Annotated in this window: 25 protein-coding genes; 11 read left to right on the top strand and 14 right to left on the bottom strand. The window is 74.2% G+C overall.

Annotated elements, in window-relative coordinates:
- Positions 1-941 precede the first annotated feature (941 nt).
- The 4 genes from ACIGO8_RS28670 to ACIGO8_RS28655 all read right to left on the bottom strand — a co-directional run bounded on the left by ACIGO8_RS28670 (position 942) and on the right by ACIGO8_RS28655 (position 4537).
- On the bottom strand, positions 942-1526 hold the full coding sequence (locus tag ACIGO8_RS28670) for a nucleosidase (protein ID WP_399736655.1): 585 nt from the start codon (positions 1524-1526) through the stop codon (positions 942-944).
- A gap of 84 nt (positions 1527-1610) precedes the next feature.
- Entirely contained in the window at positions 1611-2951 is a 1341-nt protein-coding gene (locus tag ACIGO8_RS28665; RefSeq protein ID WP_399736851.1) for a VWA domain-containing protein, read from the bottom strand.
- Between the two features lie 110 nt (positions 2952-3061).
- Positions 3062-3931, bottom strand: a complete 870-nt coding sequence (locus tag ACIGO8_RS28660) for an AAA family ATPase (RefSeq protein ID WP_399736653.1) — start codon at positions 3929-3931, stop codon at positions 3062-3064.
- 81 nt (positions 3932-4012) lie between these two features.
- On the bottom strand, positions 4013-4537 hold the full coding sequence (locus ACIGO8_RS28655; protein WP_399736651.1) for an SMI1/KNR4 family protein: 525 nt from the start codon (positions 4535-4537) through the stop codon (positions 4013-4015).
- A gap of 186 nt (positions 4538-4723) precedes the next feature.
- Between ACIGO8_RS28655 and ACIGO8_RS28650 the strand changes: the two genes are divergently transcribed.
- Positions 4724-5101, top strand: a complete 378-nt coding sequence (locus ACIGO8_RS28650) for a luciferase family protein (RefSeq protein WP_399736649.1) — start codon at positions 4724-4726, stop codon at positions 5099-5101.
- A 34-nt stretch (positions 5102-5135) separates the two neighbouring features.
- Here the strand turns inward: ACIGO8_RS28650 and ACIGO8_RS28645 are convergent, their stop codons facing one another.
- On the bottom strand, positions 5136-5624 hold the full coding sequence (locus tag ACIGO8_RS28645; RefSeq protein WP_399736647.1) for a PaaI family thioesterase: 489 nt from the start codon (positions 5622-5624) through the stop codon (positions 5136-5138).
- A gap of 111 nt (positions 5625-5735) precedes the next feature.
- Between ACIGO8_RS28645 and ACIGO8_RS28640 the strand changes: the two genes are divergently transcribed.
- Positions 5736-6209, top strand: coding sequence for a winged helix-turn-helix transcriptional regulator (locus ACIGO8_RS28640; protein ID WP_399736645.1), 474 nt, complete (start codon positions 5736-5738; stop codon positions 6207-6209).
- A 70-nt stretch (positions 6210-6279) separates the two neighbouring features.
- Positions 6280-7155 (top strand): YhjD/YihY/BrkB family envelope integrity protein, encoded by an 876-nt coding sequence (locus tag ACIGO8_RS28635; RefSeq protein ID WP_399736643.1) that lies wholly within the window; start codon positions 6280-6282, stop codon positions 7153-7155.
- A gap of 74 nt (positions 7156-7229) precedes the next feature.
- Here ACIGO8_RS28635 and ACIGO8_RS28630 read toward each other — a convergent pair whose 3' ends face one another.
- A complete protein-coding gene (locus ACIGO8_RS28630; RefSeq protein ID WP_399736641.1) occupies positions 7230-7766 on the bottom strand; it encodes a hypothetical protein in 537 nt (178 codons plus the stop codon).
- Positions 7767-7923: 157 nt separating this feature from the next.
- On the opposite strand from ACIGO8_RS28630, the gene ACIGO8_RS28625 reads away from it, so the two are divergent.
- Together ACIGO8_RS28625 and ACIGO8_RS28620 are read left to right on the top strand one after the other, a co-directional pair.
- Complete coding sequence (locus ACIGO8_RS28625) at positions 7924-8142, top strand: hypothetical protein (RefSeq protein WP_399736639.1); 219 nt, start codon at positions 7924-7926, stop codon at positions 8140-8142.
- Between the two features lie 159 nt (positions 8143-8301).
- Positions 8302-8802, top strand: a complete 501-nt coding sequence (locus tag ACIGO8_RS28620; RefSeq protein WP_399736637.1) for a peptidylprolyl isomerase — start codon at positions 8302-8304, stop codon at positions 8800-8802.
- Between the two features lie 73 nt (positions 8803-8875).
- Here the strand turns inward: ACIGO8_RS28620 and ACIGO8_RS28615 are convergent, their stop codons facing one another.
- Both ACIGO8_RS28615 and ACIGO8_RS28610 read right to left on the bottom strand, forming a co-directional pair.
- Positions 8876-9127 (bottom strand): type B 50S ribosomal protein L31, encoded by a 252-nt coding sequence (locus ACIGO8_RS28615; protein WP_399736635.1) that lies wholly within the window; start codon positions 9125-9127, stop codon positions 8876-8878.
- A 189-nt stretch (positions 9128-9316) separates the two neighbouring features.
- A complete protein-coding gene (locus ACIGO8_RS28610; RefSeq protein ID WP_399736633.1) occupies positions 9317-11833 on the bottom strand; it encodes a SpoIIE family protein phosphatase in 2517 nt (838 codons plus the stop codon).
- 193 nt (positions 11834-12026) lie between these two features.
- On the opposite strand from ACIGO8_RS28610, the gene ACIGO8_RS28605 reads away from it, so the two are divergent.
- Together ACIGO8_RS28605 and ACIGO8_RS28600 are read left to right on the top strand one after the other, a co-directional pair.
- Complete coding sequence (locus ACIGO8_RS28605) at positions 12027-12791, top strand: alpha/beta fold hydrolase (RefSeq protein ID WP_399736631.1); 765 nt, start codon at positions 12027-12029, stop codon at positions 12789-12791.
- 36 nt (positions 12792-12827) lie between these two features.
- Positions 12828-13151, top strand: a complete 324-nt coding sequence (locus tag ACIGO8_RS28600; RefSeq protein ID WP_399736629.1) for a hypothetical protein — start codon at positions 12828-12830, stop codon at positions 13149-13151.
- A 28-nt stretch (positions 13152-13179) separates the two neighbouring features.
- Here the strand turns inward: ACIGO8_RS28600 and ACIGO8_RS28595 are convergent, their stop codons facing one another.
- Positions 13180-16203 (bottom strand): protease pro-enzyme activation domain-containing protein, encoded by a 3024-nt coding sequence (locus ACIGO8_RS28595; protein ID WP_399736627.1) that lies wholly within the window; start codon positions 16201-16203, stop codon positions 13180-13182.
- A 371-nt stretch (positions 16204-16574) separates the two neighbouring features.
- Here ACIGO8_RS28595 and ACIGO8_RS28590 point away from each other — a divergent pair, with 371 nt between their 5' ends.
- Positions 16575-18239 (top strand): GMC oxidoreductase, encoded by a 1665-nt coding sequence (locus ACIGO8_RS28590; RefSeq protein ID WP_399736625.1) that lies wholly within the window; start codon positions 16575-16577, stop codon positions 18237-18239.
- A gap of 66 nt (positions 18240-18305) precedes the next feature.
- On the opposite strand, the gene ACIGO8_RS28585 is transcribed toward ACIGO8_RS28590, so the two are convergent.
- From ACIGO8_RS28585 to ACIGO8_RS28570, 4 genes are all read right to left on the bottom strand, one after another.
- Positions 18306-18785, bottom strand: coding sequence for a carboxymuconolactone decarboxylase family protein (locus tag ACIGO8_RS28585; protein WP_399736623.1), 480 nt, complete (start codon positions 18783-18785; stop codon positions 18306-18308).
- Entirely contained in the window at positions 18782-19861 is a 1080-nt protein-coding gene (locus ACIGO8_RS28580) for a dihydrodipicolinate reductase (protein ID WP_399736621.1), read from the bottom strand. Before ACIGO8_RS28580 ends, ACIGO8_RS28585 begins: the two co-directional genes overlap by 4 nt.
- Positions 19862-20174: 313 nt before the next feature.
- Positions 20175-21977, bottom strand: coding sequence for a hypothetical protein (locus ACIGO8_RS28575; RefSeq protein ID WP_399736619.1), 1803 nt, complete (start codon positions 21975-21977; stop codon positions 20175-20177).
- Between the two features lie 102 nt (positions 21978-22079).
- On the bottom strand, positions 22080-22535 hold the full coding sequence (locus tag ACIGO8_RS28570) for a GNAT family N-acetyltransferase (RefSeq protein WP_399736617.1): 456 nt from the start codon (positions 22533-22535) through the stop codon (positions 22080-22082).
- Between the two features lie 146 nt (positions 22536-22681).
- On the opposite strand from ACIGO8_RS28570, the gene ACIGO8_RS28565 reads away from it, so the two are divergent.
- The 3 genes from ACIGO8_RS28565 to ACIGO8_RS28555 all read left to right on the top strand — a co-directional run bounded on the left by ACIGO8_RS28565 (position 22682) and on the right by ACIGO8_RS28555 (position 24929).
- Complete coding sequence (locus ACIGO8_RS28565) at positions 22682-23464, top strand: hypothetical protein (protein WP_399736615.1); 783 nt, start codon at positions 22682-22684, stop codon at positions 23462-23464.
- A 150-nt stretch (positions 23465-23614) separates the two neighbouring features.
- Complete coding sequence (locus tag ACIGO8_RS28560; RefSeq protein ID WP_399736613.1) at positions 23615-24331, top strand: IclR family transcriptional regulator; 717 nt, start codon at positions 23615-23617, stop codon at positions 24329-24331.
- A 127-nt stretch (positions 24332-24458) separates the two neighbouring features.
- Positions 24459-24929, top strand: coding sequence for a hypothetical protein (locus ACIGO8_RS28555; protein ID WP_399736611.1), 471 nt, complete (start codon positions 24459-24461; stop codon positions 24927-24929).
- A 60-nt stretch (positions 24930-24989) separates the two neighbouring features.
- Here ACIGO8_RS28555 and ACIGO8_RS28550 read toward each other — a convergent pair whose 3' ends face one another.
- On the bottom strand, positions 24990-26357 hold the full coding sequence (locus ACIGO8_RS28550) for an NAD(P)/FAD-dependent oxidoreductase (protein WP_399736609.1): 1368 nt from the start codon (positions 26355-26357) through the stop codon (positions 24990-24992).
- Between the last annotated feature and the right edge of the window lie 9 nt (positions 26358-26366).

Below are 26366 nucleotides of genomic sequence, written 5' to 3'. Positions count from 1 at the left end.
TCGGCACGGCGCCATGGCGACACGGCGGTGCGGCGAAACACCGATACGGGGATACGGCGATACGTCGACAGGTCGATGGGTCGCCGTGCCGGCGGAGCGGCACGGCGAGGTGACCTGACGGCGCGGTGGCGTGTCAGCGGATGCGCGGCAACGGCGTACGACGACCCGCCGGCGCGACGCGAGCGCGCGGCGGCGGGATGCGGATCAGCGGTGCGCGGAAGGACAGATGGCGGAGGCGGTGCGGCAGAAGTCCACATGCCGCCGGCAGCTCAACAGCGCCCCCGCCCGCAGGGCACGACGACCACGACGCTGCGCGGCGATCGGTGCGTGCACGGGGAGCCTCCACGGGTCCGGAAGGGAACGCCCCAGCTTAGGCAGGGTCGGTTCCCCCATGTCAAGGGACGGAGGCTGCCTCCGCCTGTGAACTCCACCCGGCACGGGGCGCGTTCGGCCGGCGGGGGAGGACGGGGCCGGCCCGCGTGCGGCGCCGTGGCCGGACACGGGACCGTGCCGCGTCAGGGCGACGGGCCGGGCCGAGGGCCGTGGCGGCCGCAGGGGCCGCGGCGCTGAGCCCGCTGAGGGGCCGCGCTCGGTGGCGGTGCGGGCGCCCGAGGGGCGCTGTGGACGGCTCGTGGCCGCACCGGCCGAAGGCCGTGGCAGGGGGCGCATCGGGCTACGCCCCGGTGGTGGTTCTGCCGGTCACCGGTTCGGGTTCCCCGACCAGGGGCTCGTCGGTGCTGTGACGACCACGGCGGTGGTCGGTGGCAGAGGCGCGTCGGGCTGCCGCCGGGCACTCCGGCGGCGACCCGCCCCGAGCGGGCCCGCTCCCGGCCGACGGCCGTGGCGCGCCCTCAGCCGCCCGTGGCCGCCTCCGCGTGCCCTGCGCTGTGCCTCCACGTCCGGGCCCTACCGGTGAGCGCCTCGGCGCCCGATCATGACGCTCAGGCGCGGTACGGCGTGTTCGCCTCCGCCCAGGTCGCCAGGGCTCGTGCGCATTCCGCGACCGATTCGCGCCAGCTGCGGGCCGCGCCGTCGCCGGCCTCGTCGCTGACGTGCTTGACCATGCGCAGCGGGACTCCGGCGAGGGCGGCCGCGGCGGCGAGGGCGTAGCCCTCCATGTCCACGAGGGCCGCGCGGGCGGCGAGGCGCTCGCGGGCCGCCTCGTCGGATATGAAGGCGTCGCCGGTCGCGAGGACCGCCTCGCCGCCGCCCGGGAGGCTGAGCGGCGCGCCGTACGTCTCGCCGGTGAGCGTGGCGAGCAGGGCGCCGTCGAGGTCGTGCTGGATCACGGTGCCGATGACATGGGTGCCGGTCCAGCCGGCGCGCAGCGCGCCCGCCGTGCCGAGGTTGACGACCTCGGAGGGCCGCGGGCCGCGGGCCAGCACGGTGGCGAGCGCGGACGCCGCGTTCACCTTGCCCATGCCGGTCAGCAGCACCGGCAGGTCCGTGTCGAGGTGCTGGGCCTCCTCCTTGACCGCCAGGACGAGCAGGGGACGGCCGGTCGTGATCTCACCCAAGAGTTCCATGGGCCTCACGCTACCCGCTGCCCCGCCCTGACCTCCTGTCCCGCCCTCCCGCCCAGGCTCAGCCTCCCGCCCGGGGCCCTCCGCTCAGACCGGCAGCAGCCGACCCACCAGCTCGGCGAGCTGCCGGGCGTTGCGGCACGGATGCATCTCGACCAGCTCCGCGTACGCGTCGGCGACGGAGTCGCCGGTGGACCAGAGCGCGCGCTGCTCCGGATTGAGCCAGTACACCCGGCGGGCCCGGTCCGCGACGGCCTTGAGGGCGGGCAGGTTCGGGTCGCTGCGGTTGGTGCGGGCGTCGCCGAGGACGAACACGACGGACCGGGGCCCGAGCACGTCGGCGTACCGCTCGGCGAACTCTCCGAGCGCCGTTCCGTAGTCGCTCTGCCCGTGCCAGCCGGTCAGCGTCGCCTCGGCCAGGATCCGCTCGCCGAGCCCCGCCGGATCCGCCCGGCCGCGGGCGACCAGGTCGGTGACCTCGTCGACCCGGTTGACGAAGGCGAACACCCGTACGCGGCTGAACTGGTCGTGCAGTGCCTGCACCAGCAGCATCGTGAAGTGGGCGAAGCCGGCCACCGAGCCCGACACGTCGCACAGCAGCACCAGTTCGGGACGTCCGGGCCGCCGTCGCCGCAGCACGGGCCGCATCGGCACGCCGCCGGTCGACAGCGAACGGCGCAGGGTGCGGCGCAGGTCGATCTCGCCGCGGGCGGCCCGCCGGCGGCGCGCCGCGAGCCGGGTCGCGAGCCTGCGCGCGAGCGGTCGCACGGTGCGCCGGAGCTCGTCCAACTGGTCCCGCCCGGCGAGCAGGAAGTCGACCCGGTCCGGTGTGGCGGCGACGGCCCGCCGGGCCACGTGCTCGCGACCCCGGCGCCCGGCCACCCGGCGGCGCGCCTCGGTCCGCACGCGCTCCCGGAGGTCCTCGATGCGCCGGCGGATCTCGTCGTCGGTCAGCCGGTCGGCGAAGTCCGGCTCGGCGCCGTTCTCCCGCAGCAGGCCGCGGACCCGGGCGAGCAGCGTCTCCGGGCGCAGCCGGGACAGCGTCTGGTACGAGGACCAGCCGTCGGAGCCGGGCGCGGAACCGTAGCCGCCGAGCATCCCCACGGCCTCGCCGGCCAGCCGGTCGAGCGCGGCGTCGTCGCCCGCGGCGAGGGCGGTCGCGAGTCTCTCGCGCAGCCGGGCGAGGTCCGCCGCCGGATCGTCGCCGGCCGGGCCGGGCTCCTGCGTGCGTCCTTCGGCGAGCGGGAAGTACAGGTCGAAGACCTTGTCGAACACCTGCCGCTGGGCTTCTGAGTGGAGGAGGGCCGCGGCGAGCGCGGCCCGCATCCGTTCCCGGTCGTCGAAGCCCACCGCCGCGAGGGCCAGGCCCGCGTCGACGCTCTCGCCCGTGCCGATGCCGAAGCCGTGCGCGCGCAGTGCCCGCACCAGCCCGGTGACCCGGTCCGCGACCCGCTCGTCGGCGTCGGTGTCGGTGTCGGTGTCGGTGTCGGTGTCGGCGGCGGCGTCGCGCGGCGCGGGCGCGGGCCCGTGAGCCGCGGTCACACCGCGTCCAGGTCGAGCTTCGCCGCCGCCTTCCGGATGTCCTCCTGGTGCTTGAGGATCACGCCCAGGCTGCTGCGTACGACCTCCTCGGAGAGCGAGTCGGCGCCGAGCGCGAGGAGCGTGCGGGCCCAGTCGACGGTCTCCGCCACCGACGGTGCCTTGCGCAGGTCCATGGCGCGCAGCGCGCCGACGACCCGCACCACCGACGCGGCCAGCGCCTCGTCGATGCCCGGCACCTTGCCGCGGACGATCCGGCGCTCCAGCTCCGCCTCCGGGTAGCCGATGTGCAGGAAGAGACAGCGGCGGCGCAGCGCCTCGGAGAGTTCGCGGCTGGCGTTGGAGGTGAGGACGACGAAGGGGCGACGGGTGGCGGTGACGGTGCCGAGCTCGGGCACGGTCACCTGGAAGTCGCTCAGGACCTCCAGGAGCAGTCCTTCGACCTCCACGTCGGCCTTGTCGGTCTCGTCGATCAGCAGCACGGTCGGCTCGTCGGAGCGGATCGCGGTGAGCAGCGGGCGGGAGAGCAGGAACTCCTCGCCGAAGATGTCGGTACGGGTCTCCTCCCAGCTCTCGTCGCGGCCCGCGGTGATCCGCAGCAGCTGCTTGGCGTGGTTCCACTCGTAGAGCGCGCGGGCCTCGTCCACGCCCTCGTAGCACTGGAGCCGGACCAGCCGCGCGCCCGCCACCTCGGCCACGGCCTTGGCCAGCTCGGTCTTGCCGACGCCGGCGGGACCTTCGACGAGCAGCGGCTTGCCCAGCCGGTCGGCGAGGAAGACCGTGGTCGCGACGGCGGGCGAGGCCAGATAGCCGGTGGTGGCGAGCCGCGCGGCGACGTCGTCGACGGAGCTGAAGTATCCGGTCGTCATGGCTGATTCCCCCCGAGAAGCACCTGGGTTACCCGCTGGTAGTCAGAGCCTACCGGCCGGTACGCCGCCGGGCACCGGTCCTCAGCGGCACATCTCGAAGATCTCCTCCTCGAATCCGGGGAACTCGGCCGCGGCCGCCGCCAGGATCTCCGCCGCCGGCCGGCGCGCGGCCGTGCCCGCGTGGCGCTCGGCGATCGCGGCGAGCTCCGCGCTGGGCCGCGGGGTGCGCTCCTCGTGCCAGACCACGTCGACCGGGCCGATGCCGTCGGCCAGCAGCCACAGGAACCCGGTCAGCTCCTGCGCCAGCACCCGCACCTCGCCCTCGGACCCGAGGAACACCACCGGCTGCTCCGCCGGCGGCCGGCCGGCGCGGACGCGCCAGAAGGCCACCTGGCCGCCGGAGCCGTCCATGCCGAAGGGCAGGAAGGCGTCGCCCGTCAGCTCCTGGTTCCCGGTCCAGGCGCGTATCCAGTCGGTGGTCTCCTCGGCGCTCGGGAAGGCCGCGTACGGCTCGTAGTCGATGCCCTCGCCGCGGGCGTAGTCGAAGCGGGCCCCGGCCACGGCGGTGAGCGCCTCGGGGAAGGTGCGGTCGTTCGTCGCGATCATGCGGGCACCGTAGCGGTCACCACCGACATCGCCTCGCCGCCCGGCGGCGGCGCGCCCGGTTCCGCCCGGTTCCGGCCCCGGTGCGCGAACCTCCGGCCCCCCGCCGGCAGTCGGGCCCCACAGAGCGTGGCGGGAATATGTCCGCAGACCTTGTGCGGACCTCCGAGGAGTAGCACGCTCCTCCGTATGAACACAGCCAGGCACGCCAGTGAACGCCTGATGAGCTGGCCCTCGCTGGTCGCCGACCGCGCACCGTGCGGCGCCGAACTCGGACTGCGCACCGAGACGCAGGAGATCGTGCACTTCCACGGTGAGCACGAGGCCGATGTCCACCTCACCCGCGCCATGATCGCCCGGCTCCGCCCGGCGATCCTCGGCTCCAGCGCCGTGCGACTGCGCGCCGGGTCCGGGTGGGTGACGGTCCGTCTGGACATGGGATCGGACATCGACCTGCTCGCGACCCTGGTGAGCGCGGCCCTCCAGGCCACCGGTGCGCCCTATCCGGCCGGCGACCTGGCTCCCGACCACTGCACCCGCACCGGACGCCCGTTCGTCCGCTCCTGATCCGCGGCCGGGCCGCGCGCCCGCCCCGGCCGGGTCAGCCGACCGGGAACAGCATGCAGGTGCTGGTCGCGTGCGCCAGCAGCCGGTCCTGGTCGTCGTACAGTCCCGCCTCGGCGAGCGCCGTACGGCGGCCCTGGCTCAGCACCGTGCCGATCGCCCGGACCTTGCCCGTGTCCAGGGTGATCGGGCGCAGGAAGCGGGTGGACAGGTCGAGCGAGGTGTACGCCATGCCCTGCGGCAGGGTGGTGTGCACCGCGCAGCCCGCGGCCGAGTCGAGCAGCGTCGCGTAGACGCCGCCATGCACGCTGCCGATCGGGTTGTAGTGCTCCTCGCCCGGCTCGAACACGAACACCGCCCGGCCGTGCTCGACCTCCTCCAGGCCGAAGCCGAGCAGCGCGCCGATCGGCGGGCCGGGCCGACGGCCCGCGACCAGCTCGCGGAGGAAGTCCAGGCCCGCCATCGTGCTCGCGGCGCCGGCCGTGGCCGCCGGGTCCTGCCACCGCACCGTCCGTGACCGCTCCATCGTCCCGTCCTTCCGTCCGGGGCCCGCGCCCCTCATCTGGCTTCGAAGATCGAAGCTAGATGTCTTCCGCGCTGGCTGTCAATGCCGAAGCCAGCTGGCTACAGTGGGACGATGCAGTACCTGGAGATGGACACCGAGAACTGCCCGGTCCGCCGCACGCTCGACGTGGTGGGCGAGAAGTGGTCCCTGCTGATCCTGCGGGACGCCCTCAACGGAGTGCGCCGCTACGACGACTTCCGCCGCCACCTCGGGCTCTCCGAGGCCGTCCTCGCCGACCGGCTCCGCAAACTCGTCGCCGCCGGCGTCCTGCGCGTCGAGCCCTACCGCGAGCCAGGCGCCCGCACCCGCTCCCAGTACCGGCTCACGCCCAAGGGCCGCGACCTGTGGCCGGTGATGCTCGCCCTCAAGCAGTGGGGCGACACCCACGCCGCCGACCCCGAGGGCACCCCGCTCGACATCCGCCACGAGGCGTGCGGCGCCCCGGTCCGCGTCGAGGTCGTCTGCGGCGGCGAGGACCACGCGACCCTCACGCCGTACGAGGTCACCGTCCGCTCCGGACCCGGCGCCCGCCGCCGGCGGTCCTGAACGCCGCGCACGCACCCGTTCGGCGGCATGCCGGACGGGTTCGGCCGGCCGGCGGGGTAACCGACGAGGCATGCCCCCCATTTCCGGTGCGCCACACGACGGTGCCCCCACCCAGCACGGCCACTGGTTCCACCGGCTCCACCGAAGGATCCTCGTCTCACCGGTCGGGCTCGCCTGGAACCGGGGACGCGAGATGGAACTCATGCACCGCGCCATGGGGTTCGCCGCGCTCAGCCTCCTCACCCTCGTGCCCCTCCTCATCGTGGTCGCCGCCGCCGACCTCGCCAGCGGCCAGGGCTTCGCCCGCTGGCTCGTCCAGGGCCTCGGCGTCTCCGAGGTGTCCCAGGAGCAGATCGAACGGCTCTTCGGCCAGCCGGGCGCGGCGCTCCAGCGCACCACCGCCTTCGGTCTCGCCGCCCTCGCCGCCTTCGGTGTGACCTTCGGATCGGCCGTCCAGACCGGATACGAGCGCGTCTGGGACCTGCCCACCGCCCGCTGGCACACGATGTGGCGCCATGTCGTGTGGCTCGCGGTCCTCGTCGCCGCCCTCCTCCTCTTCGTCGCGAACCCGGCCCCCGAGCACGCCCACGCCGCCGTCACCGTCCTCGTCGCCGCGAGCGACGTCGCCGGCACCTTCCTCTTCTTCTGGTGGTCGCAGCGCTTCCTGCTCTGCGGCCGCATCCGCTGGCGCGCCCTCATCCCCGGCGCCGTCCTCACCGCCTTCGGCCTCCTCGGCCTGCGGGTCTTCTCCCAGTTCGTCTTCTCGCCGCTGATCGCCTCCAACGCCATCACCTACGGCCAGTTCGGCACCGTCCTCGTGCTGCAGTCCTGGCTCGTCGGCGTCGGCTTCGTCGTGTACGGAGGCGCCCTGGCCGGACGCCTCGTCCACGAGGTGCTGGTGCTGCGCCGCCTGCACCGCGAGCCACCCGCGGTCGAGCCGCGCTGACCGTCACCGGTCGCGGCGCCGCGCCGGGGCGGGACCGTCGGGGGGACGGTCCCGCCCCGGCTGGGACGGCGGGCTCACCTGCCGCAGGTGGTCGGGTGGTGGGGCGGGTGGTGGGCGATGTCGAGGACGAGACGCTCGGGGGAGTGCAGGGCGCCCACCTTGTAGGAGGGTTTGGAGTCGAAGGCCGCTCCGACGGTCACCACGCCCTCGAAGTCGCCGGTGAGGGCGACGCCCTTGAGGGCGGGCAGATGGATCCTCACGAGCCGGGGGCCCTGGTAGACGGAGCGGCCGGCGTCGTCGTGGGCGGCGGCGGGCGAGAGCCTGATCTCCAGGAAGAACTTCCCGGGGAGCGGCACCTTGTTGCCCGAGCCGTCGTAGCGCAGCTCCTTGACCGTCCGCACGCCGACCGAGGGCATGGCGCCCCGGACGTCGATCACGAGCCGGTCGAAGGAGGGGTGTCCGCCCCAGCGGACGTTGACGACCTGGGCCGTGGCCGGCGGGGCCGTGCGGTGGGAGGGGGCGGCGGTGGCGCCGGCGGGGATCGTGGCGCCGATCCCGGCGGCGAGAAGGATGCCCGCGGCCGTGGCCGCGAGGGTCTGGCGATGAAGCATGACGTCCCCCGGATTCTTCTGTGACGGGGACAGCGGTGTCACTGGGAAAGACATCCGCCTCTATCGTATGGTTCCACCCGAATTGCGGAGTTTATGGCGTACGGAATCGGTGCCGGCCCCGCCGTAACCTCCGCGGCCCTCGGCAGTTGACCCGGTCATGAAGAAGCGCAGCATGCTCGCCATCGCCTCCCTCGCCGCAGGCGTCGTCACCGCCCTCGTCACCCCGCCGCCGCACGCCTCCGCCGCCGAGATGGGCGGCGCGGCCGACGGTGTCACCGGTCTCCTCCAGGAGGACCAGGGCGTCGGCGCCCTCCTCGGCGAGACCGCGGGCGCCGCCGGTGAGGGTCTGACCCCGGACGCCGGCGGCCTCCTCTGACCTTCGGCTCGCTCGGCGCGGACGTGCCCGCCTGGCACGTCCGCGCCGTCGGCTTCCCGGAGCCCTGCCGGAAGCCCGTCGCCGTCCCTGACGCATGCCGACACCCGCGAGGGGGTGGCCCGTGCGCGCAGAGCGTACGGGGAATGACAGGATGTCCCCATGAGCAACGAGAACGTCTACTTCGACATCACCATCGACGGCAAGGCCGCCGGCCGGATCGTCTTCCGTCTCTTCGACGAGGACGTCCCGAAGACGGCCCGCAACTTCCGCGAGCTGGCCACCGGCCAGAACGGCTACGGCTACGCCGGCTCCCCGTTCCACCGCGTCATCCCCCAGTTCATGCTCCAGGGCGGTGACTTCACCAACGAGAACGGCACCGGCGGCAAGAGCATCTACGGCGAGAAGTTCGAGGACGAGAACTTCAAGCTCAAGCACGACCGCCCCTACCTGCTGTCGATGGCGAACGCGGGCCGCAACACCAACGGCTCCCAGTTCTTCATCACCACCATCGTGACCGACTGGCTGGACGGCAAGCACGTCGTCTTCGGCGAGGTCGTCGAGGGCCAGGAGGTCGTGGACGCGATCGAGAAGCTCGGTTCCCGCTCCGGCGCCACCAGCTCCGACATCCGCGTCGCCGAGTCCGGCGTCGTCAAGGCCTGACCCACCGCACGGCTCGCCCGCGCGCCGACCACCGCCCCCGAGCCGCGACCGGCCGGGGGCGGTCGCACGCCGGTCAGCCGTCGCCCTCGCCGTAGCGGCGCTCGAACTTCGCGATCCGGCCCTCGCTGTCCACGGTCCGGGCCTTGCCCGTGTAGAACGGGTGGCTCTCCGAGGAGATCTCGACGTCCACGACCGGATACGTGTTGCCGTCGTCCCACTCGATGGTCTGGTCGCTCGTCGCCGTGGACCGGGTCAGAAACGCGAACCCGGCGGAACGGTCGCGGAACACCACGGGTCCGTACTCCGGCTGCTTGTCCTGCTGCACATGTCCTCCTCGGACGGCCTGCCAGTCATCCCCCGGTGCGCCCAGCCTCCCCGGGCGCCGCGCCCACGACCAGCGCCGCACGCCCGACCGGGTGACCCGGCCTCTCCGGCCTCCACGGAGACCGGCCCTCGGGTCCCGGCCTCCAGGACCTCGCCGCCGCACCGCTCGCATCGCCCGCGCGCGGCGCCTTCACGAACCGCGCCCGTGCGGCCCCCACCGCGCCGCCAGCAGCAGCGCGATGTCGTCCGGCCGGTCAGCCGACTGCCGGGCCTCGCGGATCAGCCGGTCGGCCGTCTCCGCCAGCGGCGCGGTCCCGGTCGCGGCGAGCGCGCGGCGCAGCTGCTCGATCCCCTCGTCGATGTCCGTGCCCGGCCGCTCCACCAGTCCGTCCGTGAACAGGGCGAGCACCTCGCCCGGTTCGAGCCGCAGCCGGGTCACCGGATACGTCGCGGTGTCGTCCACGCCGAGCACCACCCCGCCCGCCAGCTCCACCACCTCGGTGGTGCCGTCCGCCCGCCGCAGCAGCGGCTGCGGATGCCCCGCCCGAGCCGCCCGCGCCATGCCCGTCTCCGGGTCGAGGACCACGTAGCAGCAGCTCGCGAACTGGCCCGGGTCCAGATCGATGAGCAGCCGGTTCGTGCCCCGCACCACGTCCTGCGGCCGCAGCCCGCCCAGCGCGAACGCCCGCACCGCGCTGCGCAGCTGGCCCATCGTCGCCGCCGCCGCGACACCGTGGCCCTGCACGTCACCGATGACCAGCGCCAGCCGCCCGGGCCCCGTCTCGATCACGTCGTACCAGTCGCCGCCCACGTCCATGCCCTGCGTGCCCGGCAGATAGCGGCCCACGGTGTCCACGCCGTCGTACACCGGCAGCCGGTGGGGGAGCAGCGCGTCCTGCAGGCCGCGGGCGAGCGCCGACTCCGTGTCGTACCGCTGCGCCCGCTCCAGCGCCTGCGCGATCAGCCCCGCGAGGGCCGTCAGCACCGTCCGCTCCTCGGCGGTGAAGCCGCGCGGCCCGTCGAAGCCGAGGATGCACGAGCCCACCGGCCGCCCCGAGGCGATCAGCGGCAGGAACGCCCGGGCGCCCGTGTGCGCGTCCAGCGGCAGCCCCGGGTAGGCCGCGCCCAGCTGGTCCATCGACTCGAAGAACAGCGGCCGGCCCGTCGTCAGCGTCTCCACGCCCGGTACATGGGCGTCCAGGCCCACCCCGTCGAAGGGCTCGAGGAAGCCCTGCGGGAAGCCCGTCTCCCAGGCCAGGTACAGATGCCGTTCGCTCAGCAGATAGATCGCCAGCTGCCGCCCGCCGAACGCCGGCAGCAGTTCCTCCGTGACCACCGCCGACACCTGGCGCGCCGTCACCGCCTCGGACAGCGCGATGGCGAGGGCCACCGGCCGGTACAGGGCCGCGGCCCGCCCCTCCGGAGAGGCGAGCCCGTCGGCCTCGTCGACCTCGCCGCCCGGCGGCCGGTGCGCCGGGTCGTCCTCCGGCACGAGCACCAGCGTCACCCCGTCCTGCCCCGGATAGAGCGACACCGACAGCCACTGCCCGCGGCTTGGATGCGCCAGGAAGTGGATCGGCTGGTCCGACAGCAGCGCGCCGCGCAACTGCTCCTCGTGGTACGGATGCGCGAACCAGGACACCGCCTCCCACAGCGGCCGGCCCGCCAGGTGGCCGCGGGACAGGCCGAGCAGCGCCTCCGTGCGCTCGTTGACATAGGTGATCCGCCCGAGCCGGTCGATCGCCAGGATCGCCCGCGGCAGCCGGTCGGTGGCATCGGAGCCGACGAGACCGGTGCCGAGGTCGACCAGCGAACCGGTCAGCACGTTCCCCGGCCGGCCCGGCATGAGCGGGCGGGCCGTCACCTCCAGCAGGTGCAGGCCGCCGTCCGGGCCCTTCAGCCGGATCCGGCGCGCCGCCGGACCGCCGGATCCCGCCGCCTGCCGGGCGAGCGCCCACAGCGCGTAGGCGTCCTCCGGCACCAGCCGGGCGGTCAGTGCCGACACGCTCCACGGAAACGGCGTGGTCTCACCGAGGATGTCGCGCAGGCCGGCGTCCGCGGTGACGATCCCGGCGTCGAGGTCCCAGTCGAAGTAGCCGATCCGCACCGGCGGCCCGTGCCGGGTGGGCAGCTGAACGGAGACCGGCTCGCCGGGCCACTCGACCGTCGTCCCGTGCCCGGCGAGCCCGGTCAGGGTCTCGCCCAGCCGCCGCGCCTCCTGCAGCATGCCGCGCCGGTCCCGGCTGTCCACCGGCACCCCGGGCGTCGGGTCGCGCAGCACCACGAGCACGCCGTACCGCTCGCCGCCGCCGACGACCGGCGTGTAGAACGAGGCGAAGGGAAACGGCAGGCTCGCCACCAGCTGCGGAAACAGCCGCATGGCCTCCTCGACGTCCTCCAGGTGGACCGGCTGGCCCGACCGGTGCGCCTCCGCCACCGGGAACGGCCGGTTCAGGTGCATCCGCCACCACGGGCGGAACAGCGGCCCCGGCAGGCCCGCGAGCACCGCCAGCCGCAGCAGCCCGTCCGTACCCGAACGCAGATAGACCCCGCCCGCGTACCCGCCCGCCGCCTCGACGGCCCGCAGGACGGACTCCGCGAGCACCACCGTCAGGGCGTCCGCCGACCGCCCGTCGGCACCGGCGTCCCGGGGCGGCAGCCCGGGCGCGGCCGACGGGGTGGGGCCTGCCGCGCCGTGCGAGGTCACACAGTCAGGATGCTCCCGCCCGGAAGCCCCACGCATCCCCAGCCTCGCCGCCGCGCGGGACGCCCGCCCCGGCCCGCCCCCGGCGGGAACCACCCGGTGGGGGCATTGACCTCGGCCGCCACCGCTCGCGAGACTCGGTCGTCGGCTGCCGCGCCGGGCGCGCAGCCCCACCACCTCGTGACCAGGGGGCGTGATGACGGGCCGGGTTCTTCCGTACGACGTAGAGGGCAGCGGTCCACGCCGGGCCCTGGTGCTGCACAACTGGTTCGGCGACCGCACCAGCTTCGCGCCGCTGCGCGACCACCTGGACAAGACCTCCGGGAGCTACGCCTTCCTCGACTGCCGCGGCTACGGCGAGGCGATCGACGCGGACGGCGCGTACACGATGGAGGAGGTCGCGGCCGACGCCCTCGCCGTCGCCGACGACCTGGGCTGGGACTCGTTCTCCGTCGTCGGGCATTCCATGGGCGGCAAGGCCGCCCAGCTGATGCTGCTCGACGCGCCCGAACGGGTGCGCTCGATCATCGGCATCTCGCCGGTCTCCGCGGCCGGCTTCCCGCTCGATGCGGACACCTGGGAGCTGTTCGCGGGAGCCGCCGAGAGCCCCGGCAACCGCCGGGCCATCATCGACAGCACCACCGGCGGCCGGTACGACGACGCCTGGCTCTCCGGCCTGGTGAAGCGGTCGCTCGAGCGCTCCTCGGCCACCGCCTTCCGGGCCTACCTCGACTCCTGGTCCCGCACCGACTTCCACGAGCGGGTCCGGGACAACCCGGCGCCCGTGCTCCTCGTCGTCGGCGCCCACGACCCGGCGCTCGGCGCCGAGGCGATGGAGGCCACCTGGCTGCGCTGGTACCCCAACGCGCGCCTCGAGGTCATCCCGGACGCCGGCCACTACGCGCCCGAGGAGACCCCGGAGGCCCTCGCCGAGGCCATCGAGGCCTTTCTGGCGGCCTGACGCGCGCGGACGGCCCGGCGCGGGGACACTGACGGCATGATCCTGGCCCTGACGGCGGCGGTCGCGGCGGCATTGCTCGTCTGCCGCCTCGCGCTGCGCGAACGGCGCGCGCCGGGCACGGCCCGCCGCGTCCTCGCCTTCACGCGCGACCGGCGCGCGCTCGCCGCCGGTCTCCTGGCCGGCCTGCTCCTCGCCGGGCCCGCCGTGCGCGCGGCCGGTCCCGGCGCGCTGGCCTGGGCCGGGCTCGCCGGCGCCCTGGTGGCCGGGCTGTGCTCCACCGCGGGCCGCAAGGCCGAGGGCCCCGCCCCCGGCGCTCACGCGGCGGGGACGGGGCCCGAGGGCTCCCGGGATCAGGAGTAGTGCTCCCGGATCCCGTGGTCCTTGCGGATCAGGAGTAGTAGCCGAACAGGTCGGCGATCACGTGCACCGTTCCGGTGTTCGCCCGGAAGTCGATCTTGCCGTTGACGACCGGGACGGTGACGAGGTTGGCGACGGTCTGGCCGGTGGTCCAGTTGACGTTGGACGCGTTGGGCAGCGCCGTTCCGTCCGGCCACACGGTCAGGAAGCCGCCGGTGGTCGGCGCGGTGACGGTGACGTTCAGGACGACCGCCTTGGCGTTGGCCAGGGTGTGCCCGTCGTTCAGGCTGAGCACCAGGTTCGTGCCGCCCTTGAGCGGGGCGGCCGCGCCGGTGCCGAGCGCCGAACGGGTGTCGAGCAGCCGGGCCGGGCCCGCCGAGTGGAAGGTCGAGCCCTCGCCGCCGGCGGTGAAGTAGCCGAACACGTCCGCGATGAAGTGCACGGTGCCGCTGCCGGCGTTGTACAGGTTCACCTTGCCGTCCGGGCCGATCGGCAGGACGACCATGTTCGGACGGGTCTGGCCGGTGAGCCAGTTGATGTTCGACGAGGTCGGCCGGGCGGTGGCGCTCGGGTACGCGATGAGGTGGCCGTTCGACTTCGGCGCGGTCGCGGTGACGTTGAGCACCACCGCGGTGGCGCCGGTGGCGGGCACGCCGCCCGCGCCCGCGACGGTCAGGGTCACGGTGCCCTTGCCGGCGACCGGCGAGGTGCCGGCGCGGCCGATGCCGGAGCGGGTGTCGAGGATACGGGCCGGGCCCGTCGGCATGTACGTGCCGCCGCCGGCCTCGGTGGAGTAGTAGCCCGAGATGTCGGCGATGAAGTGCACGGTGCCGCCGCCCGCGTTGTACAGGTCGACCGAGCCGTCCTTGCCGACCGGGACCGTCACCAGGTTCGGGACGGTCTCGCCCTTCAGCCAGTTGGAGTTGGACGAGTCCGGGCGGGTGGCACCGGTCGGGTAGGCGATGAGGAAGCCGCCGGTGGTCGGCGCGGTGGCCGTCACGTTCATGACGACGGAGGTCACACCGGTGGCCGGCACGCCGCCCTGGCCGGTGACCTTCAGCTTGACCGTGCCCTTGGCCGGGACCGGAGCGGTGCCGGCGCGGCCGATCGCGTACCGGGTGTCGAGGATGCGGGACGGCGGCAGCGCGTTGAACGTCGCGGCCGGGGAGGCCGGGACGGCCTTGCACAGACCGGCGACGATCTCGCGGCCGTTCGGCGTGCCGAGGCCGGTGGCGAGGTCGTAGCCCGCGCCCGCCTGGTAGAGACCGCTGTAGTTGCCGGACAGCGTCTCGTTGTTGTGACCGGTGGTCACGTCACGGAACGCCGTCGCCGGCAGCTTGTACAGCGCCGGGTGCACGTAGCCGACGGAGCCGTTGGCCTGGCAGGCGAGGTCCTGGTTGGCCTGGCCGAGCAGCGCGGCCCACACGGGCGCGGCGCCGCTGGTGCCGCCGATGACCCACCAGCCCTGGCCGCCGGTCTGGCCGTAGGCGACCGGGTAGCCGGTGGCGCCGTCGCCGACCGCGGAGACGTCGGGAACCTGACGGCAGGTGGTGCCGGAGGCCGCCGAGCAGAGGTCCGAGTAGCCCGCGCCGCTGCGGCCGGCCTGGAAGCCGTCGGAGGGCACGGTGAAGCGGCGGGAGACACCGCCGCCGGAGCCGGTCCAGGTGGTCTGCTGGGCGACGGAGCCGCGCATGGTGGTGCCGCCGACCGCGAGGACGTACGGCGAGGAGGACGGGAAGTCCGTCACCAGCTGGTCCTGGTTGGGCACGCCGGGAGCCGGGGTGCCGTTGGCGTCGGACGGGACGTAGCAGCCCGTCGAGCCGCTGTCGCCGGAGGCGACGACGACGCTCTGGCCCTGCGCCGCGGCCTGCTGGAAGACCAGGTTCTGGGCGGTCACCACGTCGGCCGGGGTGTTCGCCTCGCACAGGCCCCAGCTGACCGAGACCACCTTGGCCCGGTTGTCGCTGACGATCTTCTTGTACGTGGCCGTCGCGTCGTTCCAGGTGTTCTCGCCCTGGTAGACGAGGATCTTGGACTGCGGGGCCAGGCCGACGATCGTCTCGACGTCGAGCGCGGTCTCCATGCCGACGCCCTCGTCCTCGTTCACCGGCTCGCTCGGGCCGCTGCCGACCCGGATCGCGGTGACGGGGACCTTGGTGCCGTGGCAGGCCTGGAAGGCCGCGATGTCCTTCGGGTTGTAGTTCTCCAGCGCGTACACGGCGATGGTGGCGCCGGTCTGCACGTTGGGCTGGTTCGCCATGTTGTACTGGCCGGCCAGCGTACGGGCGCTCCAGTAGTCCTGGCCGTCGATCTGCGGGTAGTCGCCGCTCGCGTACAGGTTCTTGATGCTGCTGCACATGGCCGGGGTGGTCCCGGTCAGGCGCGGACGCAGCGCGCCGTCGCCCGACCCCTCGCCGTCCTTCTGGACCCGGTGCGGACCCTTGGGGCCGGTGTTGAGCGGCTTGAAGGAGCCCAGCGTGTTGAGGCCCACGACCGTGCGCACCTCGCCCGCCACGCGGCCGGCGAACGCCGGGGCGGCGGTGTTGAGGACACCGGTCGTGCCGTCCTTCAGCTTGTAGCCGTCGAACTCGGTGCCGAAGGCCTTGGACGCCTCGCCGACGGTCGTGGTGACCGGCAGCGTGAGGCCGTCGGACTCCAGCGCGCCGACGGTCAGGCCCTTCGCGGTCAGCTCGGCCCGCACCCGCTCGACGGTGGCCTGCTCGGCGCCGAAGACCTTCGCGAACTCGCCCGTACCGAGGTACTGGCGGTAGCGCGGCGAGCCGGGCGTGGAGACCTCGGTGACGAACCGCTGCAGCGCGGCCGGGTCACGGGGCTCCAGGACGACGCTCAGCTCGAGCTTCGCACCGGGAGCCGGATCGGCCGTGCGGACGGCGCCGTGCGGCGCCTTCGGTGCCGAGCCGACCCGGCGCGTTCCCGGGTCGTCCGACGGCGCCGGCGTCGCGGCCGACGCCGGGACGGCGGCCGCGGCGACGGCCAGGGCGGCGACGGTGGCCGCACCCCATCTGAATGCCTTCTCACGGGCGGTTCGGCCCATGCACACGCTCCCTCTCACGTTCCGCGTCGCACGGCCGCGCGGGCAGGGCACGGGCAGGAAGCGACCCCGGAAGGAGAAACGAATCTGCAGACCTCCGGGCGCGGCGCGGCAGCGCTCGAGCCCGGTACGCGTGGAACCCCCCCGGCGCCGTTCCCGTCCGCCTGCGGCGGCGCTACGACGACCAGACGTGAACATCTATCAGGCCGCCGCCGGGCGCACGCACGCGGGGTCCCCTTCCGGGCCCGCCGTCGGGCGCCCGGTGATCGAGAACGGTGATTTTCGGCCGGAAGTTACTCGGCGGTTTCTCGTGACTTCCCAAGAACACGCCAGTAGAACAAGTTCCCATTCACTCCCAGGGTGAGGAACATCACATGAGTGATAGATCCTTTTCAGCCTCGGGTTCCAGCGGCCTGACCCGCCGTCGGTTCGTCACTGGAACCGGTTCTCTTCTGGGCGGCCTCGCGCTCGCCGGACACACCGGAGCCGCGCACGCCGCGAGCCCCGCCGAAGCCACCGCCCCACGCACCCTTCTCATGCCGCTCGCCGACGGCGCCCGCGTCCCGGCCCTCGTCGTCGGAACCGGCTACGGCGGCTCCGTCGCCGCCCTCCGGCTCGCCCAGGCCGGCGTCGACGTCCACATGGTCGAGATGGGTATGGCCTGGGACACTCCCGGCCCGGACGGAAAGATCTTCGCGAACACCACCAAACCCGACTACCGGTCCTTCTGGCTGCGTACCCGCACCAAGCAGCCGCTGAGCAACTTCCTCGGCTTCCCGCTCGACAAGGACGTGCCGCTCCACACCGGCATCCTCGACGCCGAGGACTTCGCCGGCATCACCGTCTACCAGGGCCGCGGCGTCGGCGGCGGATCCCTCGTGAACGGCGGCATGGCCGTCACCCCTCGCCGCGAGGTCTTCCCGTACGTCCTGCCGACCGTCGACCCCGCCGAGATGTACGCCACCTACTACCCGCGCGCCAACGCCGGCCTCGGCGTCACCGACGTGGACCGCTCCTGGTGGGAGAGCGCCGACTGCTACCAGTACGCCCGGGTCGGCCGCAAGCACGCCGAACGCTCCGGCTTCCCCTTCGTCTTCGTGCCCAACGTCTACGACTGGGAGTACATGAAGCAGGAGGCCGCCGGGACGGTGCCGAAGTCCGCCCTCGAGGGCGAGGTCATCTACGGCAACAACCACGGCAAGAAGAGCCTCCGGAAGACCTACCTCGCCCGCGCCGCCGAGACCGGCCGGGTGTCCGTCTCACCGCTCCACAAGGTCACCACGGTCACACCCGCCCCGGGCGGCGGCTACACCGTCACCGTCGAGCGGCTCGACACCACCGGCACCACCGTCGAGACCAAGTGCGTCACCGCCGACCGGGTGTTCTTCGCCGCCGGCAGCGTCGGCACCAGCAAGCTCCTCACCCGCCTGAAGGCCACCGGCGCCCTGCCCGCCCTCAACGACCGGGTCGGCAAGGGCTGGGGCGACAACGGCAACGTCATGTGCGGCCGCGCCAACCACATGTGGGACCCCACCGGCAAGCTCCAGTCCGCCATGCCCACCGCCGGCATCGACAACTGGGACGCGGGCGGCGCCTTCGCCGAGGTCGCGCCGCTGCCCACCGGCATCGAGACCTACGCGTCCTTCTACCTCTCCATCACCAGGACACCGCACCGCGCCGCGTTCAGCTGGAACCCGGCCACCGGACGGGTCGACCTCGGCTGGGACCGGGCCTGGAAGCAGACCTCCATCGACGCGGCGAAGACCATCTTCGACAAGATCAACGCCAAGGAGGGCACGATCTACCGCACGGACCTGTTCGGCTCCTACAAGATCTGGGGCGACCACCTCACGTACCACCCGCTCGGCGGCGCCGTCCTCGGCCAGGCCACCGACAACTACGGCCGGCTGCACGGCTACGCCGGGCTCTACGTCATCGACGGCGCGCTCATCCCCGGCAGCACGACGGTCAACCCGTTCGTCACCATCACGGCGCTCGCCGAACGCAACATCGAGAAGATCATCGCCACCGACCTGTGACGGCACACACGGCGAACGGGGCCGGCCGGGATCCTCCCGGCCGGCCCCGCTGCGCGCCCCGGCCGCTCAGTGCGTGGGCAGCACGCACACCGTGTCGAGCCCGAGCACCCGGTTCAGCCGCCCGAACGCCAGCCACGAGCCCAGACTCATCGTCAGCTCCACGATCTCCACCTGGCTGTACGCCGCCGTCATCCGCGCCCAGAACTCCTCGTCCAGGTGGTGGTGGTCCAGCGCGTACCGCTCGGCGTACTCCGCGGCCAGCCGGGTCCGCTCGTCGAAGACGTCCGTCGTCCGCCACTCCAGGACCGCGTCCGCGAACTCCTCCTCGACCTTCTCGCCGTCCCGGTCCGTGCGCCAGTCCAGACAGAACCGGCACCCGTTGATCTGGGCGATCCGCAGCCGGGCCGCCTCGAACTCGCGCAGCCCGAGGGTCGTGTGGGAGTACACGGACAGCGAGAAGTTCGCCGCCGCCATCCCGATCCCGGGCACCATGTCGCCCCACACGTACCCGATCGGCTCCTGGCCCTCGGGAATGTCGATGATCACCGCGCTCTCCTTCCCAGCTTCCCCACCGCCGGACGCAACGGCACGTCCAGCGCGTCGTACAGCCCCGGCTCCGCCGCCACGAGCCAGTCGACGGCGCCCACCAGCCGGCCCACGGCGGTCGCGTTCCCGCCCGCCGACCGGTTCTCGCCCTCGTCCGACGCCTCGACGGTGACCTCGATCCGCGGCCGGCCCTCCACGATCACCCGGTGCGCGCCCGAGCCGTCCGGCGGCACCGGCCAGTCCGGGGCGCAGTCCGGGTGGATCCGGGTCACGTGCTCGATCACGAGCCGCGGCTCGCCGTCGACGATTCCCTGCACCTCGAAGCGGACCGCGCCCTGCGTGCCGGCCGCGAACTCGCCCATCGTGCGGGTCCGCACCGTCGCCGCCAGCGGCCGGCGGTCCAGCGTCTCGCGGATCTCCTCGAGCTCGACGCCGAGCGCCCGGGCCATCAGCCGCAGCTGGCCGCCCCAGACCATGGTCGGCACCGACGGCAGCAGCATCGGCGGCTCGTAGTCCATGGGCTGCCCCATGCCGACCAGGTAGCGGACCGAGTCCTCCTGCTCGTACGTCGAGTAGTCGAAGATCTCCTGGCAGCGGATGGCCTCGACGGTGCTGCCGAGCCCGCTCACCAGGAGCGGCAGCACGTCGTTGCCCCAGCCGGGATCGACGCCCGAGGCGAACAGCGAGCCGCCGCCCTCCTTCACCGCCGCGAGCACCGGCTCACGGAACTCCGGCGGCGCGCCCCGCTGGTCGTACAGCGGATACAGCGAGGGCGTCACCACCACCGCACCCGCCCGCACCGCCCGTACCACGTCCGCCAGCGCGTCGTCCGGGCGCAGGTCGCCGGAGGCCGCGTAGACGACGGCGCGCGGGCCCTCGGCCAGCACCGCCTCCACGTCCGAGCGCGCCGCCACGCCCAGGTGGCGCCCGAGCCCCGCGAGCTCGCCCGCGTCGCGCCCGACCTTGGCGGGATCCGCGACGAGGACGGCCGAGAGCGCGAGCGCCGGATGGGCGTCGACGGCCCGGATGGCCGCGCGCCCGACATTTCCGGTTCCCCATACCACGGTCGGAATCATGCGCGGAGGGTAGCGCCGGGACCGCGAGGTTCCCAGAGCCGGGACCGCCCCGATCTGACGACCTGTCAGGCAGCGTCCGCGGGCGGCGCCGTGCCGCTGCCGGCCCGATCGGAACCGCCCGCCCTAGGCTGACTCTTCCGGATCTTGCCGGGCTCTCGACGCCCGGTGCCGCACCTCGCCGCGTTGTCGTCGGTCGCCGATGTCCCCCAGCTACCGCTGGGCGGTGCCCCCACCGCATCGCTTCCCTCCTCCGCCTTGCGATGCACGACACCGGACGCCGCTCGCTGATCCGGCCTGATCCGAAAGAAACGACCTAGCGGCGGCCCCAGCGGCACTCGGCGTACGCTCTCGGGTCCTCCTCGGCGAGACGGCGCAGGGCGCCCGCCGCCCGATCGGCCGGCGCGCTGCCGTCGTCCGGCAGGCGCCAGACGAACTGCAGCCACGGCCCGTCCTCGGCCGGTTCGCCCTCGAAGGTCCCCGGCCGGTAGTCGAACCACACCTCCGTGGTGTCCGCGGTGCGGCCGTCCGCGCCCGCGTGCGCGAGCCGGCAGTCCCAGCGGGCCAGCAGAGCCGGCCGCTCGCGCAGGCCCTCGGCGATCAGCCGTCCCGTCGTCCGGGCCCGCGACGACCAGCCGATGTCGGCGGTCGCCCGGGCGAGCTCCGCGTCGTAGGCGGCCGCGTCGAAGCGGTACTCCGGCAGCTCGGGCGCGGGCTCGCCGGACGGCAGCCGGGCCGGGTGCCGCCAGTCCCGCCACACCACCTCGCCGCCCTCGCGGACGACGGTCACCCGCAGCGCGCCGCAGCAGCCCTCGCTGCACCACGCCTCCGCGAGCCGGACCTCACGCGGCTCCTCCGTCGCGACCAGCCGGCCCTCGTGGAGCAGCCCCTCCGGCGCGTCGCCCGAGCCCCGGCCGAACACCTCCGGCACGAGCGGCCGCCCGTCGACGAGGAAACGGGTCTCGACGTGGTTCTCCTCGGCGGGATCGCGGGCGAGCACCTCGATCCGCAGCCGGCCCGGCGGCGCGGGCGCGCCGAAGACGAGCCCGGAGGTGTGGCGCAGCCATGCCGCCCGGCGCCGCACGGCCGGCGCGGCGTCCGGGCCGGGCTCCGCGAGGGCCTCCTGCCACGCGGGCGAGGCGAGCAGCGCGCCGAGCGCGTCGAGGAGCTGCTCGCGCTGTCCCTGGTGCCACGGCAGCAGATGCGCCGGCCCGCTGTGCAGATCGGCGGCGAGCGAAAGGACGACGGCCGCGTGGTCGACGCCCGGCGGCAGCGCGGCGGCGCGCCGCACGAAGGCCTCGCAGACCTCCACCGCCTCGCCGTAGGCGAGGATCTCCGTCCGGTAGTCGCGCGGGCTCGCCATCCGCACCAGCAGCCGGCCCGCCTGCGCGAGCAGCCGGGGATCGACCCGGTCGCGGCGCAGCAGCCCGGCGAGGCCGGCGGCCTCGGCGATCCGCCGCGCCGCCGAGGGCCCGAGCGTGCGGGCGTCCAGCGGCCGCGCGACGAGCAGCCTTCCCGCCTCCCGCGCCGAGCCGGACAGGAGCGCGTCCACGAGCGGCCGCAGCTCGGGCCGCTTGATCCGGTCGTCCAGCCAGCACAGGGCCGCGACCTGCGGATCCAGCGGCTCCAGCGCCGCCACGGCGAGGGAGGACAGGCCGTCCAGGTGGGAGATCGTCCTCAGATACGGCACGTCCTCGGGCTCACCGAGCCGCCGCAGCAGCGCCAGGCCCACGCTCACCTCACGGATCGTGGTGCCCGTGCGGACCAGGCGGCGCCCGTGCGCACGGGCCGCGGCCTCGTCGTCGAGCGGCAGGGACAGGACGGCTCCGACCAAGGAGCCCGTGACGAGGGGCAGTTCGGTGAGGCGGCGCTGGAGCAGGGCGGCCGCGGCCGGTGTGTCGGGACCCGCGAGGAGCGGGCCGAGGGCCGTGCGTACGGCCGCGGCGGCCTTCCTGCCGCGCAACCGGGGCCCTTCGGGCGGCGGATCCGCCTCCGGTGGCGGGCAGCCGCCCACCGCTCGGCGGCCGACCGGGCCGGCGTCGGCGCCGAGCCGGCCGAGGACGTAGGCGTACAGCGAGGGCCGGGAGGAGAGCGCTTCGCGCTCGGTCCGGGCGCTCATCGGGCGGAGGTGTACTCGATTCTGTCGGTCACGCGCCGATGATCGCGCACGCCCCGGCCGCCGTCCAGCGAGTTTCCGCTCAGGTCAGCCGCAGCGGCACGCTCAGGTCAGACGCAGCGTCACGAACGGCACGGTGTCGCCCGGCAGGACGTACCGCTCGGTCTCCACGAAGCCGCGGGCCAGCGCGAACCGCAGGCCCTCCTCGTTGCTCGCCAGGACCACGGTCTCCACGCCCTCGCCGCCGAGCGTCCGGGCGTGCGCCAGACCCGCCTCGTACAGCGCCGTGCCGAAGCCGCGGCGCCGGTGGCCGGGCAGGACGCGGGAGATGACGGTCGCCGCGGGCGTCTCCTCGTCCGGCGGCCGGACGGTGGAGCAGCCGACGGCGGCGCCGTCCGCGTAGGCCACGTCGAGGGTGTTGCGCGCAGCCCGCTCGCGGACCTGGTCGGCGCGGAGCGGAGCCGTGGGAATGATCGCGTTGTGGATCATCCGCCAGTCGGCGAGGAGCGCGGCCGCCGACGGGTCGGCGGGATCGACACGGGCGATGCGAAGTTCGGTCACCACCGCAGCGAACCGGGCAGCGGACGGCACGTCAACTCCTTTCCCGCCTCCGCCGGACGGGGGAGGGGACCGGGCCGGGCGACAGGCCCGGACGCGGACCGGGTACGGATGGCCGCATTGCCCCGCACTCCGGAGGTGGCCGACCCATGCCCGTCCGCAAGGGCACCGCAACGGTGCTGACCTGCGCCCTGACCGTGGCCCTGGTGCTGACCGGCTGCGCCGCGCAGCGGCCGGCCGCGACCACCCCGCCGGCCGGCGCGCCCGCCCCGCCCGCACACCCCTCCGCGTCGCCCGGCGCCCGGACGCCGGACGGGCGCGACGGCGCCAACCGCGCACCCTCCCGGATCCCCGGCGTCGGCCCCCGCACCCAGGCCCGGATTCCCCACGGCACCGGCCAGGTCCTCGTCGTCAGCGGTGACGACGTCGACGGCAGCGTGGCCACCGCCGTGCTCTACGAGCGCACCGCGGCCGGCCGGTGGCACCGCACGGCCGGTCCCTGGACCGGGCACAACGCCCTGCGCGGCTGGACCGACGACCACGTCGCCGACGACCTGCGCTCGCCGATCGGCGTCTTCCGGCTCGGCGACGCCGGCGGCCGGCTGCCCGATCCCGGGGCGCGACTCCCGTACGACCAGGACGAGGAGTTCGCCGTGACCGGCACCGGCTTCCTCGACGAGCCGCTCGAAGGCTCCTTCGACTACGTCGTCGCCATCGACTACAACCGGGTCCCCGGCACCAGCCCGCTCGACAAGGAGCGCCCCCTCGGCCCCGAGAAGGGCGGCGGCGTCTGGATCCACGTCGACCACGGCGGCCCCACCCAGGCCTGCGTCTCGCTGCTCCGCGAGGACATGAGACGGCTGCTGCGCGCCCTCGACCCGGCCCGGGAGCCCGTGGTCGTGATGGGACCGGCGGCCCGGCTCGCCGCGTGAGCGTCCCGCGGCCGTCACCCGCCCCGGCACGCCACGGCGCGCAAGGTCTTGGCCGGTACGTCCGTTCTGCCGCATGGTGTCCTCTGCGTCCGTGAGCCGCGCGCCGTCGGGGGACCGCGGCCGGGCGTCAGAGGTCCAGGGGGGACACAGATGAACGGGACGGGACACGCGACGAAGGAGACCGCGGCGAACCGGGGCAGAGGAGTGCTCGAAGGGGCCTTCGCGCTCCTGGAGGCGTTGCGAAGACACGGCGACGACGCGGCGGGCGTCACCGAACTGGCCCAGGCGTGCGGTGTGCCCAAGGGCACCGCGCACCGGCTGCTCGACCAGCTCGTGGCGGTCGGCGCCGTCGAACGCCGTGACCGCCGCTACCGGGTCGGACCGCAGCTCTACCGGCTCGGCCTCGCCTGGGAACCGCACCCGGGACTGCGGGCCGCCGCCCGGCTGCCGCTGCACCGGCTGCGCGCGGCGACCGGGGCGAGCGTGCTGCTCGTGGTGATGGGCGAGGAGCAGGCGCTGACGGTCTCGTCGGTGCCGGGCGAGCTCGACCCCGTGCTGCCGGTGCGGGACGGTGTGGGCTTCCGCCTCGACACGGCGGCGGGCCGCGCGCTGTGCGGGCCGCGGCGCACCGGCGCCGTGCTCGACCGGGAGGACGTGATGGACGGCGTGTGCTGCGCGGCCGTGCCCGTACGGTCGCGGGACGGGCGGACGGTGGCGGCCGTCGCCGGGATGGTGCGGGCGGGGCGGCGGCTCGAACCGCTGGCCGACGCGGTCGCCGAGGCCGGCGCCGCCCTGAGCCGGGGCCTCGCCCGTGGCGTGCCCGCGGTGGCTCAGGCCGCGATGTTCCGTCCAGCGGAACGCGCGTAGAACGGGCCGGGCGCGGCCCGGCACAGTAAGGGACGTGCCGAGGGGAACGGCACGAAACGGCCCGCCGGAAGGGCGGGACGACGCCACTGGACGTCACTTGACGTGACGTCACCAAGGGGGATTCGACATGAGCAGGAACCGCACCGTCCGGATGGCCGCCGCCGCGCTGCTCGGACTCGGCAGCCTCGGCGTCTTCGCCGGCACCGCCCAGGCCGAGCCGATCGACTACGTGAAGATCGAGCTCCTGGAGCTGACCTGCCACCAGCAGAGCGAGGGCGACCACGACGAGGCCTACCTCAAGGCCACCGACGCCAACGGCAACCAGGTCAAGGTGTGGCCCGGCAACGGCATCTCGTACCAGACGATGGGCCCCGGCTACGTCCGCTCCATGACCGACGGCAACGGCAACGCGGCCCTGATCCTCGGCCGCGAGCAGGCCCGCACCCTCACGCTCTGGGACAAGGACACCTTCGGCGGCGACGACAAGCTCGGCGCGACCCTGGTGACCGGCAGCGAGGTCGGCGCCGAGGTCCAGTACCGCTCCCTGGAGGGCTCCGGCGGCGTCTACACGATCGCCTACCGCGTCATCGACATCTGATCCGCCCGGCGTCGGCACCCGCCCGCGCCCGGACACCCGGGCGCGGGCGGCACGACGCCGTCAGGACGCCGCGGCCCGCAGCGAGGCCGTGTGGGCGCGGACCTGGTCGCGGCTGAGGTAGGCGTCCGTGTACTCGAAGTCCCGCAGCGTGCCGGACTTCGACGCCAGGAAGCCGGTGCGGACGAAGTCGTCGCCGGCCACCGCGTTCAGCAGCCAGTTCGTCATCACCCGCGTCTTCGCCACGTTCGTCCGCAGCGCCGCCCAGTGGTAGGCGCGGGCCACCGCCTGCGCCGGCATGCCGTGCAGTTCGACGCCCAGCGGCTTGGAGACGCCGTCCATGCCGCCGAGGTCCACCACCAGACCCAGGTCCTTGTGTTCGTACGGACGGGTCTTCTCGCCCCGCAGTGTGGCGACCAGGTTGTCCGCGATCGCCTTGCCCTGGCGCATGGCGTGCTGGGCGGTCGGCGGGCACACGGCGCCCGCCTCGCCCTTGGCCAGGTCCGGCACCGCCGCCGCGTCGCCCAGCGCGTACACGCCGGGCAGTCCCGGCACCGACATGTCCGCGTCCACCACCAGCCGGCCCCGGAGCGTCTCGGCACCGAGCGTCCCGATCAGCGGGCTCGCCGCGACGCCGGCCGTCCAGATCAGCGTGCGGCTGGGCAGCACCCGCCCGTCGGTGAGCGTCACGTGGTGCTCGTCGACGGAGGCCACCGACACACCGAGGGAGACCTCGACCCCGCGCTTGCGCAGGATGTCCAGGGCCGCCGCGCCCAGCTTCGGCCCGAGTTCGGGCATGAGCGTGGGCGCGATGTCGATCAGGTGCCACTTGATGAGCTTCGGGTCGAGCCGCGGATAGCGCTTGACCGCGTTGTGGGTGAGCAGCTGCAGACAGGCCGCCGTCTCGGTCCCGGCGTAGCCGCCGCCCACCACCACGAACTGCAGCCGCGCGGCCCGCTCGGCCTCGTCCTGGCTCGCGTCGGCGAGGTCGAGCTGGGCGATGACGTGGTCACGGATGTACGCCGCCTCGGCCAGGGTCTTCATGCCGCGGGCGTGCTCGGCGAGCCCCGGGATGTCGAAGGTGCGGGTGACGCTGCCGGGAGCGAGGACGAGGTGGTCGTACGGCTCGGTCTCCAGCTCGCCGGAGATGGTGCGCACCACGCACACCTGGGCGTCGGTGTCGATGCCGACCGCGCCGCCCGGGATGATCCGCGTCCGGTGCCGTTCGCTGCGCCGCAGCGACAGCGCGACCGACTGCGGGGTGAGCACGCCGGAGGCGACCTGCGGAAGCAGCGGAAGATAGAGCTGGTACGAGAAGGGCGAGAGCAGCGAGATCGCGGCCTCCCGGCCGGTCAGCCGCCGTTCGAGGCGCCGTACGCACGCGACCCCGGCGAAACCGGCGCCCACCACGAGGATTCTGGGTCGAGACACGGCGAAAGA

Source organism: Streptomyces sp. NPDC053493, assembly GCF_044544825.1.
Classification (GTDB): Bacteria; Actinomycetota; Actinomycetes; order Streptomycetales; family Streptomycetaceae; genus Streptomyces.
Note: the sequence above shows the minus strand (reverse complement) of the source record. Positions and strands in the feature narration are given on the sequence as shown.